General features: G+C 45.9%; 13 protein-coding genes. 4 read left to right on the forward strand and 9 right to left on the reverse strand.

Going from position 1 to position 21,002, the window contains the following annotated elements:
• Positions 1-241: 241 nt before the first annotated feature.
• The gene (gene hemL, locus BMZ28_RS00465) at positions 242-1,525 is read left to right on the forward strand and encodes a glutamate-1-semialdehyde 2,1-aminomutase (protein WP_074820030.1); all 1,284 of its coding nucleotides are present in this window, start codon (positions 242-244) and stop codon (positions 1,523-1,525) included.
• 272 nt (positions 1,526-1,797) lie between these two features.
• The gene (gene yddG / locus BMZ28_RS00470; RefSeq protein ID WP_074820031.1) at positions 1,798-2,685 is read left to right on the forward strand and encodes an aromatic amino acid DMT transporter YddG; all 888 of its coding nucleotides are present in this window, start codon (positions 1,798-1,800) and stop codon (positions 2,683-2,685) included.
• Here yddG and yacL read toward each other — a convergent pair.
• Together yacL and acnB are read right to left on the reverse strand one after the other, a co-directional pair.
• Complete coding sequence (gene yacL / locus BMZ28_RS00475) at positions 2,682-3,044, reverse strand: protein YacL (protein WP_074820033.1); 363 nt, start codon at positions 3,042-3,044, stop codon at positions 2,682-2,684. The two genes, yddG and yacL, sit on opposite strands and share 4 nt — an antisense overlap.
• A gap of 211 nt (positions 3,045-3,255) precedes the next feature.
• Entirely contained in the window at positions 3,256-5,856 is a 2,601-nt protein-coding gene (gene acnB / locus BMZ28_RS00480) for a bifunctional aconitate hydratase 2/2-methylisocitrate dehydratase (protein ID WP_047782516.1), read from the reverse strand.
• A 352-nt stretch (positions 5,857-6,208) separates the two neighbouring features.
• Here acnB and BMZ28_RS00485 point away from each other — a divergent pair, with 352 nt between their 5' ends.
• Entirely contained in the window at positions 6,209-6,484 is a 276-nt protein-coding gene (locus BMZ28_RS00485; protein ID WP_047780193.1) for a hypothetical protein, read from the forward strand.
• 334 nt (positions 6,485-6,818) lie between these two features.
• On the opposite strand, the gene BMZ28_RS00490 is transcribed toward BMZ28_RS00485, so the two are convergent.
• The 7 genes from BMZ28_RS00490 to pdhR all read right to left on the reverse strand — a co-directional run bounded on the left by BMZ28_RS00490 (position 6,819) and on the right by pdhR (position 18,826).
• Positions 6,819-9,503, reverse strand: coding sequence for a beta-N-acetylhexosaminidase (locus tag BMZ28_RS00490; RefSeq protein ID WP_047780192.1), 2,685 nt, complete (start codon positions 9,501-9,503; stop codon positions 6,819-6,821).
• Between the two features lie 21 nt (positions 9,504-9,524).
• Positions 9,525-9,854, reverse strand: coding sequence for a ChiQ/YbfN family lipoprotein (chiQ, locus tag BMZ28_RS00495; protein ID WP_074820035.1), 330 nt, complete (start codon positions 9,852-9,854; stop codon positions 9,525-9,527).
• Positions 9,855-9,911: 57 nt separating this feature from the next.
• Positions 9,912-11,306, reverse strand: a complete 1,395-nt coding sequence (gene chiP, locus BMZ28_RS00500) for a chitoporin ChiP (RefSeq protein WP_373876075.1) — start codon at positions 11,304-11,306, stop codon at positions 9,912-9,914.
• A gap of 486 nt (positions 11,307-11,792) precedes the next feature.
• On the reverse strand, positions 11,793-13,217 hold the full coding sequence (gene lpdA, locus BMZ28_RS00505; protein WP_047780190.1) for a dihydrolipoyl dehydrogenase: 1,425 nt from the start codon (positions 13,215-13,217) through the stop codon (positions 11,793-11,795).
• A 180-nt stretch (positions 13,218-13,397) separates the two neighbouring features.
• Complete coding sequence (gene aceF / locus BMZ28_RS00510) at positions 13,398-15,254, reverse strand: pyruvate dehydrogenase complex dihydrolipoyllysine-residue acetyltransferase (RefSeq protein WP_074820037.1); 1,857 nt, start codon at positions 15,252-15,254, stop codon at positions 13,398-13,400.
• 14 nt (positions 15,255-15,268) lie between these two features.
• Positions 15,269-17,938, reverse strand: coding sequence for a pyruvate dehydrogenase (acetyl-transferring), homodimeric type (gene aceE, locus BMZ28_RS00515; RefSeq protein WP_047780188.1), 2,670 nt, complete (start codon positions 17,936-17,938; stop codon positions 15,269-15,271).
• A gap of 123 nt (positions 17,939-18,061) precedes the next feature.
• Positions 18,062-18,826 carry a pyruvate dehydrogenase complex transcriptional repressor PdhR gene (gene pdhR / locus BMZ28_RS00520; protein WP_047780187.1) on the reverse strand — a complete coding sequence of 255 codons (765 nt, stop codon included), beginning with the start codon at positions 18,824-18,826 and terminating at the stop codon, positions 18,062-18,064.
• Positions 18,827-19,609: 783 nt separating this feature from the next.
• On the opposite strand from pdhR, the gene BMZ28_RS00525 reads away from it, so the two are divergent.
• A complete protein-coding gene (locus tag BMZ28_RS00525; RefSeq protein WP_047780186.1) occupies positions 19,610-20,950 on the forward strand; it encodes an amino acid permease in 1,341 nt (446 codons plus the stop codon).
• The last annotated feature ends 52 nt before the right edge of the window (positions 20,951-21,002 follow it).

Below are 21,002 nucleotides of genomic sequence, written 5' to 3' on the forward strand. Positions count from 1 at the left end.
AATTTAGCGTGTAAAGTACGCTGATAAACGCCATTTTACAACACATCACCGACGGCACCTTAATCAAACCATCGTCTATTGTTCTTAGGTTGCTTTTATTATCCCCCATATCAACGCTATCTCATCCTTCGCTGAACAGAAAAGTTTGGTAAACAATCTAAAGCTGATATTTATCCCTACTTCTTTTACAATAGTTGAAAGTTCTATTCCCTCTCCAGAATAACAAGGCAGGAGCCGATTCATGAGTAAATCAGAAAGTTTGTATGCACAAGCACAGCAAGTGATTCCGGGTGGTGTTAACTCGCCGGTTCGCGCATTCACTGGGGTGGGCGGCGTACCGCTATTTGTTGAACGCGCTGACGGAGCCTACCTGTACGATGCAGACGATAAAGCCTATATCGACTACGTGGGCTCATGGGGCCCGATGATTCTGGGTCACAATAATGATGTGATTCGTGATGCGGTAATTGAGGCGGTACAGCGTGGCTTAAGTTTCGGCGCGCCAACCGAAATGGAAGTTGAAATGGCTACTCTGGTCACCGAACTGGTTCCCTCTATGGATATGGTCCGTATGGTGAACTCCGGTACCGAAGCCACCATGAGCGCAATTCGTCTAGCGCGTGGTTTTACCGGCCGTGACAAAATTATCAAGTTTGAAGGCTGCTACCATGGTCACGCAGACTGCCTATTGGTAAAAGCGGGTTCCGGCGCTTTAACCTTGGGCCAACCTAATTCACCCGGTGTACCCGCTGATTTCGCTAAACACACCCTGACCTGTACCTATAATGATTTGAATACCGTACGTCAGGCGTTTGAGCAAAACCTTAATGATATCGCCTGTATTATCGTTGAGCCCGTTGCCGGTAATATGAACTGTATTCCACCATCTGCGGATTTTCTCCCTGGTTTACGTCAGCTTTGTGATGAATATGGCGCACTGCTGATCATTGATGAAGTGATGACCGGTTTCCGTGTCGCCTTGGGTGGCGCTCAGGCCTATTATAATGTGACGCCTGATTTGACCTGTTTAGGGAAAATCATCGGTGGCGGTATGCCCGTTGGCGCTTTCGGCGGTCGTCGGGATGTAATGGCGGCACTCGCGCCAACTGGACCGGTTTATCAAGCCGGTACCTTATCCGGTAACCCAATTGCTATGGCTGCCGGTTATGCTTGCCTGAGTCAATTGACCGATGTTGGTGTTTACTCACAGTTGGCAGAGAGAACCAAACAGCTAGCAGAAGGCCTGCTAAACGCCGCCCAAAGACAAGGAATTCCGCTGGTAATGAACTATGTGGGCGGCATGTTCGGTATCTTCTTTACCGATGCTGACAGCGTGACCTGCTATCAAGATGTTGTACAGTGCGATGTTGAACGCTTTAAGAAATTCTTCCACTTGATGTTGGAAGAAGGCGTTTATTTAGCACCATCCGCTTTTGAAGCAGGTTTTATGTCACTGGCTCACTCAAAAGAAGATATTCAGCGCACCATCGATGCCGCTGAACGTAGCTTTGCTAAGCTAGCGTAATCGTCAATGAAAAACCGGCTACCTTGAAGATGTAGCCGGTTTTTATTCACCGACCATCCCGATACTTATCTTATTCATCCAATCACCAACAGCAAATTTCACCCCCTTAGCCAAAAAGACCAGAACCAAAGTGGGGTAAAAGCCTATTTATCTGGATTAATTTCCAACTTTTCCATATTAGAAAAGCTTTAACTCATTGAACAATATTCAAGATTCTAAAGTCTTAAGATAGTGTTAAACTCTGGCTTAACCTTTGTCAGTGTAATTATTCAATGACCAGAATCGGAACGTTGTCAGGCATCATTGCCATTTTATTGTGGAGTATGAGCGTCGCCCTTACCCGCAGTATTTCAGAAGTGTTGGGCCCCTTCGGCGCCGGTGCAGCGATTTACAGCGTGAGCGGCATATTAGTTTTATGCGTAACAGGCCTACCCAAATTACAGGAACAGCGCCCGGCGTATATTTGGGGCTGCGGCTCGCTGTTTGTCATTTATATGGTGTGCTTTGCGCTGGCTATCGGTATGGCGACCGACCGGGCTCAGGCGCTGGAAATAGGGTTAATCAACTATCTGTGGCCCAGTCTAACGCTGGCCTTGGCGCTACCATTACTCAATATTAAAGCACGCTGGTGGCTATGGCCGGGCATTATTTTGGCCTTTGCAGGCGTCGTTTGGGTGGTTAGCGGAGGGGCGTTAAACCTCTCTGAATTTGTGACTCATGCCGGACAAAATCCCCTCGCTTATCTACTTGCAGCGACGGCGGCAATTTCATGGGCTCTTTATTCAAATCTGGTCAGAATTTACTGCCGCGGTAAGGGTGCACTCCCCCTATTCCTCTTGGTCACCTCAGCCTGCTTATGGCTAATGACTGCGCTGTTTTCCCATATGCCGGATACGCTACCGTCATCGAATACGCTATTAGAATTACTGCTGATGGGAGCCACTACGGCGGTTGCCTATGTCTGCTGGGATAAAGCCATGCGACAAGGTAATGTTACGCTGGTGGCTGCGCTATCCTATTTTACCCCGTTGTTCTCTATTTTAATGGCTAGCCTATGGCTCAGCACTTGGCCGGGGAGCGCATTCTGGTCAGGTGTTGCGCTAGTTATCATTGGCTCTTTACTGTGTTGGTCTGCCAGCCCAAAAGCCAACAGTAATTAACGTTCCGCTAAAAAACGACGATATGCCTGTAATACACTCAGAAAATCTTCTACACCACATAGAGACAGGCTTTCTTCATCGTAATAAAACATCCCCTCCTCCATTTCATCACCTTCCAGATCCATCTGATTGGCACGAACAATCACTTCTTCGCCATCCAACCATAACGTATATTCATGTCCAATCTTTTGCCATTGCCGTTCACTGCCCTGAACGTGTTTTATCGCCTGTTCCACTTCATCCAACAGCGCCAGATCATTTTTAACCTCTTCATTGAGCCAATGACCTACGGCTTCATGCCCCATCGAAAAACTGGCAAATACCTGACCGGTAACGTCAGTTCTGAATTCATAGTCCATATTACGCTCCTGTCATAATGTAACGTCTACCCACGCACAGCATTGTCCATGCGCTTACCCTGACACATGATAAGCACTTCTTACCCCACCAGACTATCTTATTTTTTTGTTTATGCTGACGTGAATAAAAAAACCACGCCAATTGGCGTGGTTAACTTGATGACAAAATTATCAATTGCTAAGCAACAGGATAAGATTGCCTTTCAACCATTCAAACGGCGGACTGGAAAATCACGCCTTCCGCTTTCTTGGTATACTCATTCAACCGATCGAAATTAAGATAACGATAGGTATCATCAGCGGTTTTATCCACCTCAACCATATAAGCCAGATACTCTTCCGTTGTTGGTAAACGACCAAGTATAGCCGCTACTGCCGCCAGTTCAGCCGAAGCCAGATAAACATTGGCACCATTACCTAAACGGTTAGGGAAGTTACGCGTCGAGGTTGAAACCACCGTGGCACCTTCATTAACCCGAGCCTGATTACCCATACACAATGAACAGCCCGGCATTTCAATACGTGCCCCGCTCTGTCCAAAAATGCTGTAATAACCTTCTTCACTGAGCTGAGTTGCATCCATCTTGGTTGGTGGCGTTACCCACAAGCGAGTTGGTAACTTACCTTTGAAGTTTTCCAGCAGTTTACCTGCCGCACGGAAATGGCCGATATTGGTCATACAGGAACCAATAAATACTTCATCGATCTTGTCTCCGGTGACATCCGACAGTAAACGGGCATCGTCCGGATCGTTTGGCGCACACAGAATTGGCTGTTTAATCTGATTCAGATCGATATCCAGTACTGCAGCATATTCTGCATCGGAATCGGCTTCCATCAGCTGTGGATTCGCCAACCAAGCTTGCATATCATTTATGCGGCGCTCAAGAGTACGAGCATCACCATAACCTTCGGCAATCATCCACTTCAGCATCACGATATTAGAGCGCAGATACTCTGCCACCGGTTCTTTATTCAGCTTAATGGTACAAGCTGCCGCAGAGCGTTCCGCTGAAGCATCCGCCAGTTCAAACGCCTGCTCCGCTTTCAGATCCGGTAAACCTTCAATCTCCAGAATTCGACCGGAGAAAATGTTCTTCTTGCCGGTCTTCTCAACGGTGAGTAAACCCTGCTGAATCGCATAGTAAGGGATGGCATGAACCAGATCGCGTAAGGTAATCCCCGGTTGCATTTTACCGCTAAAACGAACCAATACTGACTCTGGCATATCCAGAGGCATCACCCCGGTCGCAGCAGCAAAGGCAACCAGACCTGAGCCGGCCGGGAAGGAAATACCAATCGGGAAACGGGTATGGGAATCCGCGCCAGTACCAACGGTATCCGGTAACAGCATACGGTTCAGCCATGAGTGGATAATACCGTCACCCGGACGCAGAGAAACGCCGCCGCGGTTCATCATAAAATCAGGCAGGGAATGATGCATCTGCACGTCTACCGGCTTTGGATAGGCCGCAGTGTGACAGAAGGACTGCATCACCAAATCTGCTGAAAATCCCAGACAGGCTAAGTCTTTCAGTTCATCACGCGTCATACCGCCGGTGGTATCCTGAGAACCAACCGAGGTCATTTTTGGCTCACAATATTCACCAGGGCGTACACCTTTCACGCCACAGGCTTTACCTACCATCTTCTGCGCCAGCGTATAACCTTTGCTAGAAGCATGGGCAGACTGAGCCTGAACAAAGATATCGCTGGCGGCTAAACCGAGTGATTCTCTGGCCTTTGAGGTTAAACCACGACCAATAATTAATGGAATACGGCCACCGGCACGCACTTCATCCATCAATACATCGGTCTTCAATGAGAAGGTTGCCAGCAGTTCATTATTGTCATGACGACGGATCTCACCCTTTCTCGGGTAAATATCAATCACATCGCCGGTATTCAATTTAGAAACATCGACATCTTCAATGGGTAAGGCACCCGCATCTTCCATAGTATTAAAGAAGATAGGTGCAATTTTGCCACCCAGAACCACGCCACCGCTACGCTTATTCGGCACGTAAGGGATATCGTTGCCCATAAACCATAACACGGAGTTAGTGGCTGATTTACGTGATGAACCCGTACCGACCACATCCCCCACATAAACCAGAGGGAAGCCTTGCTGTTTCAGCTCCTCCAGTTTTTTGATCGGTCCGATTTGACCAGGCTGATCGGGAACAATCCCATCGCGAGGGTTCTTCAGCATCGCCATCGCATGTAAAGGAATATCAGGACGTGACCAGGCATCTGGTGCCGGCGACAGGTCATCGGTATTGGTTTCACCGCTGACTTTAAATACCGTCATGGTGAGCTTATCGGCCAGCGCAGGGCGAGACAAGAACCAGTCTGCATTAGCCCATGATTGCATGACCTGCTGAGCATACTTGTTGCCCGCTTTGGCTTTCGCTTCCACATCATAGAAGCTATCGAACATCAACAACGTATGAGATAGCTCTTTAACCGCAATAGGTGCCAGCTTTTCATTATCCAGCGCATCAATCATTGGTTGAATGTTATAGCCGCCCTGCATAGTACCTAGTAATTCCAAGGCTTTTTCCGCGGAGACTAACGGCGATTTGGCCTCGCCACTCACCAAGGCGGCAAGAAAGCCGGCCTTAACATAAGCAGCTTCATCTACACCCGGCGGGACACGGTTAATCAGAAGATCGAGAAGAAACGCATCTTCTCCGGCCGGTGGATTCTTTAATAATGTCACCAAACCCGCCATCTGTTCTGCATTTAATGGTTTTGGCACGATACCTTCGGCGCTACGTTCGGCAACGTGTTTACGGTATTCCTCTAGCACGACGACTTCCCCCACGATCATTGTTATATTTAAGCAGCCAAACTTATGGCCTTGATCGCCATAACCTTGCTTATCTGCGGTATATTCGGACTGAGAGTAAATTGCATCAGAGCGCTGATTTAACCTAGCGATATACGGAGATTTTGTTAGTTCAATCACATAAAGTCTATATACACTTTATGGTCTTTATGACGCAAATAGACTCGCTGTTTTGACTATATTATCAGAGCCCATCTCACATAGCATTTTATTACATTTTGATTACAATTTTGCAATAAAAACAGCGTTCGTTTTTAGCCTATAAATCAGTTATATTAGAAGGCTATCACATCATTCATGCAAGGATGCCAGAATGAAGCATAAAAAACGCTCAAATACCTATTGCATTATCTTTACCGTTATCTCTGCTCTCGCTTTATTGCTGGTTAACCATATTGTTAGCTACGACTTTCACCCTGATATCTATCCGCACGTTACCGATAACAGTATGACAGAGCTGGAATGGGATCCCTTTATTTCATCATTAAAGTTTGGTTTGAAATATATCCTGTTAGCGCTATTTCCTATCTCTATCGCTTTTTGTACTCTGCTATTTATCGGCTTTCGTGATGAAAATAGTCAAGGCTAGCGGGCAAAACTCACCTTTCCCCTGCGGTTTCAGCGCCCATAAATAAAAAAACCTCTGGTAAAAATACCAGAGGCTGTTCCCGTCAGGATTAGAGTACGATAAACCACAGTATCCAATATAAATCAGTAAACTATGCTCCGCTTGATACTCACCTCCCTAACGCATAATACCCATAAAACGGAGTAAAACAGGGTATCCGGAAACCAATCACAACTCCAACAGAGAACAACGATAGACAAATTATGACATGGACGCAGAGTGTAACGATCTGTTTGCAATATCATTATGTCCCCTGTTCCGGCGCAATAAATCGGCCGGAACAGGAATGGTAATGCTATTTCACACTTACCGGTTCTGCCCGGCTAAAACGCTTACCATCATGGCTTTGGCTACGAACCCAAACTTCGCCTTTCACAGCAGGCTTAGCTTTATCATCGTAACGTTTCCAGCTCTTACCACCGTCAGCCGAGTATTCAATAATCATGCCCGGCAGAGCAATGTTGGCTTCCAGCTTGCCATCCACCACTTTAGCTCCAGGAACAGGTAAGCGATAAGCAACGCCGGCTTTATCCAGCTTCGCGAGTTCGCGCTGGCCAACGATATTGGCGAACAATACCCAATCTTTGTTCAGAGCAGTTTGATCAACAAACTTCGTCTCTCCACCTTTAAACTCTTTCCCTTTCTGGTAGTCCAGTTCCCAGGCCGCACGGTGCCACGCGCGTTCTGCCAGCGGTAATATACGAGGGTAAAGCATATATTCCATCTGATCGTCGGTACGTATCGTTTCGCTCCAGGCTTGTCCGGATAAACCATACGATCCCGGCCATTCTTTATCGCTCTTAGCGCTAAAGGCGTTGCCATCACGGTCAACGGAAGTCTCAGCGTTTTGCGGCAGGTTATTTGGTGCAAAGGCAAAGACTTTACGCTCATCGCTGAAGCGAGTTCCCCAATAGTAACCGCGCTCTTGAGGATTCACCTCATAAGGGAAATCAAAATAGACATAATCCGGGTTGGAGATAATGACCTGATAACCTTTATTGGCCCAGTCATTGGCGGAGTCAAATCCACCCCAGTACAGGGTATCCCAGAAGTTCACGCTCACATTCTTGGTAGCAAAGGCTTTGGCGTCTTTGGCATCTTTCAATCCATCCTGCCATGCTTGCATTTTTTCAATGCCGTGAGCATTAACTAACTTACTCACTTCTAATGCAAAGTGGCTTGGTAAATGCTCAAAATCTTCCACTTTGCCATCTTTAATCATCGTCTGACATACCTGAGACTTAGCCCAAGGTTTGTCCTCTTTGCTCTGATCAATGGTGCCTTTAAAGGCTTCTTTCTTCTCAGCGTTGATATCCTGATAACCCGCACCTAAGCGGATATTTTTCGCTTCATCACCACCGAAATGCCAGGTCGTTAGCGGCTGACCAGCTTCTTTGTGCATAGTAGCAATTTCGCCTATCACTTTATCAACAAAGCGCTTAGACGAGTCCAGACATGGGTTCAGATAGCTATGACGATCGTAGAATTGAACCGAGGTCGTCACTGAATTATCTGTTGGATCCAACAGACGGTATTCATTGGCTTCTTTTTCCTTACCCTCTTTATGCAAGCGATCGTAACGTGCCTCCATCGATACTACAGCAGCGCGGGCATGGGCAGGAATATCGATTTCAGGAATCACTTCAATTTGACGCGCATTGGCGTATTTAACAATCTCAATATAGTCAGCACGACTGAAGTGGCCAGAGCCATTATTATTGCTATCCGGGCCTGAACCTAACTGTGGTAGCAAACAACTTTTCTCAGTTAAATCATGACAGCGCTTGCTGCCGACGTCTGTCAGCTCAGGTAGCCCCGGAATCTCAATGCGCCAACCTTCATCATCACTAAGATGGAAGTGGAATTTATTTAGCTTATAGGCCGACATTTGATCCAATAAACGCAGTACCGCTGCCTTAGAATGGAAGTTACGCCCAACGTCAAGGAAGATAGCGCGGTACTCAAAGCGCGGCGCATCTTTTGCATCTAATGTAGCAATTTTCTTGCTGCCATCAGCTGGTAATAGGGAAAGCATTGATTGCAGGCCGTAGAAAATACCGCTTTGATCGTAGGCCGTAATTTCAGCCCCTTTCTCACCGATGTTCAGCTCATATGCGCCTGATGCGGCCATTGGCCCTTTGAAAGCCTCTTTTGAAACGGTAGCTTTAATTGGATAGCCTGATGCGTTTGAAGCAACACCTAAAGCTTTAAAGTGTTTCAATACCGCTTCAGTAGCCGCTTTATCCAAGTCTTTGGCTTCCAGAGAGATGCCTTTACTCAGATCAACATCTTGCTCATGTACCGTCACTTCCATCGGAGTAGGAATGATTTGTCCGCGTAACTCTGTGGCCGGTAGCACGTTTACATCAGCATTCTTGGCAAAACGGTTTTCCGTATTCATCAAAATGTTGTGATCGTCTTTGGTGCGTTTCCAGGTATCACCAAAGTTATTGCCGGCTAATGGCCCGCTGAATTTGCTCAAATCTTCAGTATCAGTACTGGTAATTACTTTAGCTTTAGCCCCTTCAGAAGCCGCGTACCAACGCGGCATCACGTCAGTTTTGAAGATTTGCCAGTATTCAACAATAATCGGAATTTCAACCGCTTTATTGGCCGGGAATGAAGTGAATTTATCCGTTGGTTCCAGCTTATGTAAATCACCGGTCACGTGAGTAATTTTAAATTGGTCATTATCAACGCGTAAGATCTGACGGATACTGTGGAAATAGATAGCCCAGTCTTTACCTTTCACTTCCGCTGATGGGTTAGTTAAAGTGATGGTGACTTTATTACAGGATGCCCAGTCAGCACCCAACGCACTGCAATCGACGCCGTGATCGGCGGCCTGATTGTCGACGATTTGGTAATTAACTTTAAAATGGCTGAGTTGATCGACGGTTTTCTGATCGGCATTAGCGGCACCTATAAAGCTACAGCTGGCAGCTAATGCGGCAATGGTACTGAGTTTAAACTTTTGCATGCTTAACTTGCTCCATTTCAATTATTCATTATTCGCACGAATTTCTTGCCATATTTTTCCGCACTGCTTGGCATAAGCCTGACCGTTCCCAGTCTCTGCGGCCTGAATACAATTTTGATAATCCAGTACGCGGACTGTCTCTTTTTCAGCAAATGCTTGATGCTTTTCGTCCTGCTTCAGCACCGCTAAAATAGACTGACAGGCCTGAACCTTTTCGACTGCCCCTTCTGCGGTTTTAATGCAATTACTGTAGGCCTGCTTCAAATCTGATTCTTCTTGGGTATTTTCTGACTGAGATGCGCAAGCACTTAAACCAACGGTCATAGCAACAATAAGTAATAGCTTTTTCATACAGCAACTCCTGTTAAAAAGCCCCACTTAGCTATGGCTAAATGGGGCATAGAAACATTAGAAAATAGTAAACGGTGCAATCACCATAAATTTAACATCGCGCTCATCCTGGAAGACGTTGCCGTAACCGCCGCCCCAGCTAGGATTATTTGAGTGATTGTCGTATTGAGTGAAGTGCAGTTTAAATAACGTCCCTTTTGCCCGCCCTTCCTGTATGGTGTACAACGCATCTAAGCTGTAAGCACTCTCTTTCAAGCGTTGGCTTTGATCGTATATCGGGTTGGTACTCGGTTTTGCATCCCAGGCATAGACGTAAGAACCACCAACCGCCCATCCCGGCAGATCCCACTTACTTAAGTCATACATTACACCGCCAAATACGGCTTTTTCGCCGTTGGCGTTAAAGTCTGAGCGGTTATCCCACCAGATATCTAAACGACCGTTAGATGAGGCATAGGTAGGCGTCATACGCTGCAGGAAGAAACCTTGATTACCTTCCGCCTTGATCCAAGTACCTTCCAGACGGAAATCAAACTGGTCAACTTTGTAGCCCATGGTTAATGCCTGAGTCCAAGCTAAGCCATCATAAATATCGTTAACGCCACCGCCGCTGACCTTATCTTCGGTACCGTAGAACTGGTAGCTGGTGGTCATCGGATGACCCGCCACGTCAAACTTATAAGAACCTTTAGCAAAATACTGATTCACATAACCTTGTGCCTGACCAAAGGCGCCTTCCAGCACAAAATCGTTTTTAAAATCATACTTCGCACCGAGAGAGTGCAAATAATCAACTTTGGTCTTTTTATCGTTTTGATAGAAATTATCAGTTTGCGTATGCCATGGAGCCTTATATTCATTGGCCCACATATAAGAGAAGCTCAGCGCACCTGCGCTACCGTAGTCAAAATTAGCGCCAGCTTCGGCACCTTGATATGTACCCGGTAATAAACTCCAGTGTGGCGCTAATAGCGTCTGCCCCGTTGGCTGAATGTAACCTGCTCTTGCCCAAACCGGGCCATACTTAAATTTAGCTGCCGCTCTATACAGGCTGATTCCGCTCTTATCCCCGGAATAATCTTCTTCATAGGTTCTGTTTTTGGAAGAGAAGGCAATTTCGTTCGGGTGACCACTATCATGAGCCTCACCCATTTCAATAGCGGTAAACACCCCAAGATCAAGACCAAACATATCGGCAGCATAACCGGAGTTAAAATCCAGATTGGCGTTCCAGGTAGAATGAGACAGGTTGGTTTCATAGTGACCAGTAGAGATATCTTTACGATCGCGCTCGCGTTGCCAATAGTAAATGCCACCGGTCAAGGTAGAATCCTCAATAAATCCCTTACCTTCTTCCGCTGAAGCAGCTGGGGCAAAGAACTGACCGGAAGCCATTGTGGCACCGGCGATAACATATGCTAAATATTTTCTTTTAAAAAAATTCTTCACCATCATCCTAGCCGCCTCCAAGATAATACTTCGTTAAGTAAACCCATTCTGAAATCCTTACTGAGTGGGTTTTTGTAATGTTTAGTCAGTTTAAGCATATTTTTCGCGTCGCGAATTATCAAATCAAAAATTAACTAAATGTTAAAATTTTGACCTATGGCACAAAATGATAAAAAATAGCCATAATGTGACGCCTTGGCTTATCTTTTTTTAATTTATTGTTTTTTATTTAATTTATTTTTTATCTACAACGCATCGAAATCATTAAAAAACAACATTGTTATCACAAAGATAATTTTCAATTAAAAATAATTACGGAACCCGGCATCATATTTTTCATTGCAAAAAATGATACTGTCATATCTTTTTAACAATAAACAACAGAAAGGGAATTAAATAGGATAGGAATAGTAGAAATATATGACGTAAATTTTCGACATAAAAAAACCGCCGAAGCGGTTTTTTTTATTCATCTAGCACAACAGGCTATTATTTTTTCTTAGCTTTTGCGTTTGGTAGGTCAGTAATAGTACCTTCATAAACCTCAGCAGCTAAACCAACTGATTCATGCAACGTTGGGTGCGCATGGATAGTCAGTGCAATATCTTCCGCATCACAGCCCATTTCGATTGCCAGGCCAATTTCACCCAGCAACTCACCGCCGTTAGTACCAACAATGGCACCACCGATAATACGGTGAGATTCTTTATCAAAAATAAGCTTAGTCATACCATCTGAACAGTCAGAAGCAATAGCACGACCGGAGGCCGCCCATGGGAAAGTGGATACTTCATAGTTAATCCCTTTCTCTTTCGCTTCTTTCTCGGTTAAACCAACCCATGCAACTTCAGGTTCAGTATAAGCAATGGATGGGATCACTTTCGGATCAAAATAGTGTTTCTTACCAGAAATAACTTCGGCAGCAACGTGACCTTCATGAACGCCTTTATGCGCCAACATCGGTTGACCAACAACGTCACCAATAGCATAGATATGCGGTACATTGGTACGCATTTGCTTATCAACATGGATAAAGCCACGGTCATCAACTTCAACGCCAGCCTTACCTGCTTCCAATAGCTTACCGTTAGGTGTGCGACCGATAGCAACCAGAACGGCATCATAACACTGAGGCTCAGCCGGTGCTTTTTTACCTTCCATCGTGACATAGATACCGTCTTCTTTCGCTTCAACGGCAGTCACTTTGGTTTCCAGCATCAGATTAAACTGCTTACTAATGCGTTTAGTGAAAACTTTCACTATGTCTTTATCCGCAGCAGGGATCACCTGATCGAACATTTCTACTACGTCAATTTGTGAACCCAGAGCATGGTAAACGGTACCCATTTCCAGTCCGATAATACCACCACCCATCACCAACAGACGCTTAGGCACACTTTTCAGCTCTAATGCATCAGTAGAATCCCAAATGCGTGGGTCTTCATGAGGAATAAACGGCAATTGAATAGGACGAGAACCGGCAGCGATAATCGCATTATCAAAATTAATATTCGTTATGCCGTTTTCGCCTTCTACCGCAATGGTGTTTGGACCGACAAATTTGCCGTAACCATTAACCACCTGAACCTTACGCATCTTAGCCATACCAGCCAGACCGCCGGTCAGTTGATCGATAACTTTTTCTTTCCAAACGCGGACTTTATCAATATCGGTTTTTGGCTCACCAAAAACAATACCGTGTACCGCTAAGGCTTTAGCCTCTTCAATCACTTTAGCAACGTGAAGCAGTGCTTTTGAAGGAATACAACCTACGTTTAAACACACACCGCCTAACGTGGAATAGCGCTCAACAATAACGGTATCCAGACCTAAGTCCGCACAGCGGAAAGCTGCTGAATAACCCGCGGGACCTGCCCCAAGTACCACAACCTGAGTTTTTATATCAGTACTCATCTATGACCTCTTAATTATTTTCCCGGGCAACCGGCGTTGGTTTCGTTTCATCATAGCTTGCTTTGCCGGAACCTCTACAACCACTTTAGTTTACAGAAACATAACAATTCTGCAAACCGGAGTGTCGATAATTCTGAGCTAGGCAACAATTAAAAGGCCGGCTCACCGCCGGCCCTCAAATTACATCACTAAACGGCGGATGTCGGACATCGCGTTATTAATGAAGCTGATAAAGCGAGCACCATCAGCACCGTCGATCACGCGGTGATCGTAAGAGAGTGCCAGTGGTAACATCAGACGCGGAGCAAACTCTTTACCATTCCAAACTGGCTTCATAGACGATTTAGATACGCCCAGAATAGCCACTTCAGGGGCATTAACGATTGGTGTAAATGCCGTACCACCAATACCACCCAGGCTAGAAATCGTGAAACAACCACCCTGCATATCAGAGGCCGTCAGTTTACCTGCACGTGCTTTCTTGGAGATTTCAGCCAGCTCAAGAGACAGCTCAACAATCCCTTTCTTGTTCACGTCACGGAACACCGGTACAACCAAGCCATTTGGCGTATCCACAGCAACACCAACGTTGATGTATTTCTTCAGCGTTAGTTTTTGACCGTCTTCAGACAGTGAACTGTTAAAGCGAGGCATTTCTTCCAGCGCTTTTGCCACAGCCTTCATGATAAACACCAGCGGGGTGATTTTAAGGTCTGATTTTTTCTTCGCTGCTTCAGCGTTCTGCTGTTTGCGGAATGCTTCTACATCAGTGATATCGGTTTCATCAAACTGCGTAACGTGCGGGATCATCACCCAGTTACGATGCAGGTTAGCACCAGAGATCTTCTGGATACGGCCCAGTTCAACTTCTTCAACTTCACCGAACTTACTGAAATCAACCTTCGGCCAAGGCAGCAGACCTGGCATAGAACCGCCAGCACCGGCAGCTGCACCAGATTCAACGCGCTTAACCGCATCTTTCACATAAGCCTGAACGTCTTCTTTCAGAATACGGCCTTTACGACCCGTACCTTTAACTTTTGCCAGGTTAACACCGAATTCACGCGCAATACGACGAATAACCGGCGTTGCGTGCACGTAGGCATCGTTCTCAGTAAACTCATTGCTACCGGCAGAAGCTGGGGCAGCAGGTTTAGCCGCTGCAACTGGCGCGGCAGCCGGAGCTGGTGCACTTGCTGCCGCAGGGGCCGCGCCAGCCACTTCAAACACCATAATCAGTGAACCGGTAGACACTTTACTGCCTACCTGAATTTTGATTTCTTTTACGATACCGGCAAATGGCGCTGGCACTTCCATTGAAGCTTTATCGCCTTCAACGGTGATCAGTGATTGTTCAGCCTCAACTTTATCGCCGACTTTCACCATCACTTCAGTGACTTCAACTTCATCACCACCGATATCCGGTACTTGAACATCTTTAGCCGCTGATGCTGCCGGAGCTGATGGTGCCGCAACAGGTGCACTCGCCGCAGCAGGCACTGCGCCCGCCACTTCGAATACCATAATCAGTGAACCGGTAGACACTTTGCTACCAACCTGAATTTTGATCTCTTTTACCGTGCCGGCAAACGGTGCTGGCACTTCCATTGAGGCTTTATCGCCTTCAACAGTAATCAGTGACTGCTCCGCTGTAACGGTATCGCCAACCTTGACCAAAATTTCAGTCACTTCCACTTCATCGCCGCCGATATCAGGAACTTGAACATCTTTGGCAGCAGAAGCCGCTGGCGCGCTGGCTACTGGAGCCGCCGCTGGAGCTTCTGCTTTTGGTGCAGCCGCAGCCGCATCAGCTTCGAAAATCATAATCAGTGAACCAGTAGACACTTTGCTACCGACCTGAATTTTAATTTCTTTTACTACACCGGCCTGCGGTGAAGGTACTTCCATCGAAGCTTTGTCGCCTTCAACGGTGATCAGTGACTGTTCAGCTTCAACTTTGTCACCTGGTTTCACCAGAAGCTCGGTTACTTCTACTTCGTCAGCACCAATATCCGGCACTTTGATTTCAATAGTCATTTAATCTTTACCTCTTATGCCAGACGTGGGTTAACTTTGTCTGCATCGATACCAAATTTGGTAATCGCTTCAGCCACAACGCTGGTATTCACTTCACCACGTTTAGCCAATTCACCCAGAGCAGCAACCACAACATAAGATGCGTCTACTTCAAAGTGGTGGCGCAGGTTTTCACGACTGTCGGAACGACCGAAGCCATCCGTACCCAGTACGCGGAAATCGCTGGCTGGAATAAAGTTACGAATTTGTTCTGCAAACAGCTTCATATAGTCGGTAGAAGCAACCGCTGGTGCATCATTCATCACCTGAGCAACATATGGCACACGCGGAGTTTCTTGCGGATGCAGCATGTTCCAACGCTCACAATCCTGACCATCACGAGCCAGTTCAGTGAATGACGTTACGCTATAAACGTCAGAAGTAATGCCGTAGTCATTTGCCAGAATCTGAGCCGCTTCACGTACGTGAGGCAGAATAGAACCAGAGCCCATTAACTGAACATGGCCTTTACCGTCTTTACCCTTCACCGTTTCCAGCTTATAGATACCCTTACGGATACCCTCTTCAACGCCCTGAGGCATGGCTGGCATATGATAGTTTTCGTTCAGCGTAGTGATGTAGTAGTAAACGTTTTCCTGATTACCGTACATGCGCTGTAAACCGTCATGCATGATGACCGCGACTTCATAAGCGTAAGTTGGGTCATAAGAGATACAGTTAGGGATGGTTAGCGCCTGAATATGGCTATGACCATCTTCGTGCTGTAAACCTTCACCGTTCAGCGTCGTACGACCAGAAGTACCACCAACCAAGAAGCCACGCGCTTGTTGGTCACCTGCCATCCAGCACAGGTCGCCAATACGTTGGAAACCAAACATGGAGTAGTAGATGTAGAACGGAATCATTGGTAAATCGTTGGTGCTGTAAGATGTGGCAGCAGCCAACCATGATGCGCCAGCACCCAGTTCGTTAATACCTTCTTGCAGAATCTGACCTTTCTCATCTTCTTTATAGTAGGCAACTTGCTCACGATCCTGAGGAACGTACTGCTGGCCTTTAGGACTATAAATACCGATTTGACGGAACAGACCTTCCATACCGAAAGTACGCGCTTCATCAGCCAGAATTGGTACTAAACGAGGCCCGATAGAGGCATCTTTCAGCATCACGTTCAATGCACGAACGAAAGCAATAGTGGTAGAAATTTCTTTGTTTTGCTCTTCCAGCAAACCTTTGAAATCATCCAGTGCAGGAATCGTCAGCGCTTCGGTAAATGCTGGTAAGCGAGTTGGTACATAACCCTGCAGCGCTTCACGACGCTCATGCAGATATTTGTACTCTTCAGAATCTTTTTCCAGCGTCAGGAATGGCAGTTTTTCGATGTCTGCATCGGCCACAGGCACATTGAAGCGGTCGCGGAACTGACGAACCCCTTCCATATTCATTTTCTTAACCTGGTGCGCAATGTTTTTACCTTCCGCAGTCTCACCCATACCATAACCTTTGATGGTGTGAGCCAGAATAACGGTTGGTTTGTCCTGAGTTTCCTGCGCTCTCTGCAGTGCTGCATAAACTTTTCTTGGGTCATGACCACCACGGTTTAATGCCCAGATTTCATCGTCAGTCATATCTTTGACTAATGCAGCTGTTTCTGGGTATTTACCGAAGAAGTGTTCACGAACGTAAGCACCGTTCTTAGACTTAAATGTCTGGTAGTCACCGTCGACGGTTTCGTTCATTAACTGAATCAGTTTACCACTGGTGTCTTTACGCAGCAGCTCATCCCAACGGTTGCCCCACATAACCTTGATAACATCCCAGCCAGCACCGCTGAAAATGCCTTCCAGTTCATTGATGATTTTACCGTTACCGGTTACAGGACCATCTAAACGCTGTAGGTTACAGTTGATGATGAAGACCAGGTTATCCAGTTTTTCACGGGTAGCAATGGTAATTGCACCTTTAGATTCTGGCTCATCCATCTCACCGTCACCAAGGAACGCGTAAACGGTTTGTGCAGAAGTATCTTTCAGGCCACGGTGATGCAGATATTTCAGGAAGCGAGCCTGATAAATCGCACTGATTGGACCCAGACCCATGGAAACGGTCGGGAACTGCCAGAATTCAGGCATCAGTTTAGGGTGCGGATAAGAAGACAGTCCTTTACCGTGAACTTCCTGACGGAAGTTATTCATCTGCTCTTCAGTCAGACGGCCTTCAAGGAAGGCACGGGCATAGATTCCTGGGGAAATGTGACCTTGGAAATACACCAAGTCACCGCCGTCTTTCGCATTACGAGCACGGAAGAAGTGGTTAAAACACACTTCATAGATGGTCGCAGATGACTGGAAAGAGGCCATGTGACCGCCCAGTTCCAAGTCTTTCTTGGAAGCGCGCAGTACGGTCATGATAGAGTTCCAACGGATAATAGAACGAATACGGCGCTCTAAATCGAGGTTACCCGGATACGCAGGTTCATCAGCCAGTGCAATGGTATTAATATAATCGCTGGTAGATGATGCACCTGACGGTAAATTAACGCCGGCCTTACGTGCAGACGCCATAACCTGATCAATCAGATATTGAGCACGCTCAACGCCTTCTTCACGGATGACCGATTCGATCGCCTGCAACCAATCGCGGGTTTCAATCGGATCCACGTCTTGATTTACAATTTCCGACATGGTTGTTTCCTTATTCTTTCTTTACGTTAGTTATTTAAAGCCTGTCCTAATAACGTCTTACTCCAGAACTGACGCAAAACATTATTAAGACAGGCTCGGTGTTGTAGTGAGCTGTAACAGCCCTTAATCCTTCCGTTGCTGTAACAAGCGCAGCGATCGCTCGCGACGGGTGTGTTCTCTATCGAGATCCAGCAACACTTCCTCAATAAAGGCTAAATGACGATGCGAAGCTTCACGTGCTTTTTCTGGTTCACGTGCAACAATCGCTTCGAATATGCTAGCCCTATGGTTACTCACTCTTTCCAGCATTTCTCGGCGAGAATAGAGTAAATCGAAATTCTGACGCACGTTTTGTTCCAACAGCGGAGTCATACAACGCAGTAAATGGAGCAGTACTACATTATGACTCGCTTCGGTAACGGCCGTTTGATATTGCATTACCGCTTCGGCTTCATTCTGTTTATCGCCGGAAGCCTGAGCGACTTCAATTTGTTTATGATGGGCACGAATACGCTGAAAGTCTTCATCAGTACCGCGCACAGCAGCATAATAAGCGGCAATTCCTTCCAGAGCATGACGCGTTTCTAATAGGTCGAACTGAGATTCAGGATGCTCCGCCAACAGTTCGCTTAACGGATCGCTGAGGCTTTGCCAGAGGTTGGTTTGTACAAAAGTCCCTCCCCCCTGACGACGTAACAGTAAGCCTTTTGCTTCTAAACGCTGAATAGCTTCGCGTAATGAAGGACGTGAAACATCAAATTTTTTGGCTAGCTCACGCTCCGGCAGAAGTTTCTCTCCTGGACGAAGGGTTCCTTCAAGAATCAGCGTTTCGAGCTGTTGCTCAATAACGTCAGATAACTTGGGTTGGCGAACCTTGTTGTAAACCATAATGCTTCTCAAAACGCTCTGGAGTCAATTGGTAATACCAATATCAAATATGTGACGCTAAAGTAACAAAATATTCACCTTATGTCCACATGGCCGTTAATCAAAATCACGCAACGCCAATGACCACCGCGCTCTCCATAAAATATCGTTAACATTCAAATCATCACTGAAATAAAAACGATTCAGCTAACCATTGGATATTTAACCTTTATGAAACGAATAAAAAATAAAACTGAAGCGAATCAGCAAACCAATTGATAAATTATTATATATAATTTAAGCATTTAAATTCACTTTATTTGAATAGTCGAAATGGATGAAAGTGAGCTATCGGTTCCAATTTTTTTCTTAAAAATCTGTGGAAATGCCTAATGTGCAGTGGGAAATCACCTCTCACACAAAACATCCGGTTCAAAAATAAATTTATCCGCATCCCGCTAATGGAAAAAACATCGCCGATGAGTTAGGAACAATCAGTGCTGCACTAAAGTAATAATTTGAAAAGTAATGTTTTTTATAATCGCCGTTGCCGTTTGATTACATTAAAAAAAAAGGAAAAAAGCTTGAACTAAAGAAAATTAATGCAAACCTTGCTATTTACCACTATTCTTGCCGCTTCGGTAGATGGCATCAAAAATCTTTTTATTGATAGCTGTAAATTTTTTAATACACACAGCTAACCGCTATTTTCTACCTGACCAGAAACACCGAACAAAATAATGCTATTGCCATACTTTCAAAGCAATAAAAAGCCTGACAACAGTCTGTGAGGAATGAACAACAATGAGTGATGAGCTCAAACGCGGTCTTAAAAATCGCCATATCCAATTAATTGCACTCGGCGGCGCCGTTGGTACCGGCCTGTTTCTTGGCAGCGCGCAAACCATTAGCATGGCGGGGCCCTCAGTCATATTGGGCTACGCTATCGGCGGTATCATTGCTTTTTTGATCATGCGCCAGCTTGGTGAAATGATCACTGAAGAACCGGTTGCCGGCACGTTCAGCCACTTCTCCTATAAATACTGGGGGCCTTTTGCCGGTTTCCTGTCTGGCTGGAACTACTGGATGCTCTTCGTTCTGGTCAGTATGGCTGAACTAACGGCCGTTGGCCTCTATGTTCACTATTGGTGGCCTGACATCCCAACTTGGGTTTCCGCAGCATTCTTCTTTGTATTAATCAATGCCATTAACCTAACCAACGTCAAAATCTATGGTGAACTAGAGTTCTGGTTTGCCATTATCAAAGTCGCAGCCATTATTGGCATGATCGCCTTTGGTTCCTATCTGTTAATCACCGGTACCGGTGGCCCGGACGCCAGTATTGATAACCTTTGGTCTCAAGGCGGATTTATGCCGTTTGGAACCGAGGGCTTAATTATGGCTACCGCGATTATTATGTTTTCATTCGGTGGTCTGGAACTGATCGGTATTACCGCAGCAGAAGCGGACAATCCGGAAAAAACCATTCCTAAAGCCATTAATCAGGTCCTCTATCGCATCCTGATTTTCTATATTGGTTCTCTGGTAGTGCTGCTATCCCTTTATCCATGGACTAAAGTTGTCGAAGGCGGCAGCCCATTTGTGATGATATTCCATGACTTAAACAGTACTGTTGTTGCTACCGCGCTCAACATCGTGGTGCTAACCGCCGCCTTATCAGTATATAACAGCTGCGTATACAGTAATAGCCGTATGCTTTATGGTCTGGCACTGCAAAAAAATGCCCCTGCATCGTTGGCTAAGACCAATAGCCGCGGCGTACCGGTGAATGCGATCATTTTCTCAAGCACCGTAGCGGCCATTGGCATCGTAATTAACTATTTAATTCCTAAAGAAGCCATCAACATTCTGATGTCGCTGGTGGTATCCAGTATTGTCATTAACTGGGCGATGATTAGCCTGTCGCATTTAAAATTTCGCGCAGCTAAAGACCGTGAAGGAGTTACCCCCAAGTTTAAGTCGATTCTCTACCCATTCAGTAACTATCTATGTTTACTGTTTTTAGCAGGTGTACTGGTCATTATGTATTTAACTCCCGGCATCCGTATTTCTGTTCTCCTGATCCCGGTATGGTTGGTTATTCTGGGAATTGGCTACGCCATTACGCGTAACACCATAAAGTAATTAGCCTGATGTGAAATGCCCGTTTGGATTACCTGACGGGCATTTTTTTATC

This window comes from Pragia fontium DSM 5563 = ATCC 49100 (genome assembly GCF_900112475.1).
GTDB lineage: Bacteria > Pseudomonadota > Gammaproteobacteria > Enterobacterales > Enterobacteriaceae > Pragia > Pragia fontium.

Coding starts and splice junctions, on each gene's coding strand:
- hemL (WP_074820030.1), top strand. CDS start 242: ATGAGTAAATCAGAAAGTTTGTATGCACAAGCACAGCAAGTGATTCCG.
- yddG (WP_074820031.1), top strand. CDS start 1,798: ATGACCAGAATCGGAACGTTGTCAGGCATCATTGCCATTTTATTGTGG.
- yacL (WP_074820033.1), bottom strand. CDS start 3,044: ATGGACTATGAATTCAGAACTGACGTTACCGGTCAGGTATTTGCCAGT.
- BMZ28_RS00485 (WP_047780193.1), top strand. CDS start 6,209: ATGAAGCATAAAAAACGCTCAAATACCTATTGCATTATCTTTACCGTT.
- BMZ28_RS00490 (WP_047780192.1), bottom strand. CDS start 9,503: ATGCAAAAGTTTAAACTCAGTACCATTGCCGCATTAGCTGCCAGCTGT.
- chiQ (WP_074820035.1), bottom strand. CDS start 9,854: ATGAAAAAGCTATTACTTATTGTTGCTATGACCGTTGGTTTAAGTGCT.
- chiP (WP_373876075.1), bottom strand. CDS start 11,306: ATGGTGAAGAATTTTTTTAAAAGAAAATATTTAGCATATGTTATCGCC.
- lpdA (WP_047780190.1), bottom strand. CDS start 13,217: ATGAGTACTGATATAAAAACTCAGGTTGTGGTACTTGGGGCAGGTCCC.
- aceF (WP_074820037.1), bottom strand. CDS start 15,254: ATGACTATTGAAATCAAAGTGCCGGATATTGGTGCTGACGAAGTAGAA.
- aceE (WP_047780188.1), bottom strand. CDS start 17,938: ATGTCGGAAATTGTAAATCAAGACGTGGATCCGATTGAAACCCGCGAT.
- pdhR (WP_047780187.1), bottom strand. CDS start 18,826: ATGGTTTACAACAAGGTTCGCCAACCCAAGTTATCTGACGTTATTGAG.
- BMZ28_RS00525 (WP_047780186.1), top strand. CDS start 19,610: ATGAGTGATGAGCTCAAACGCGGTCTTAAAAATCGCCATATCCAATTA.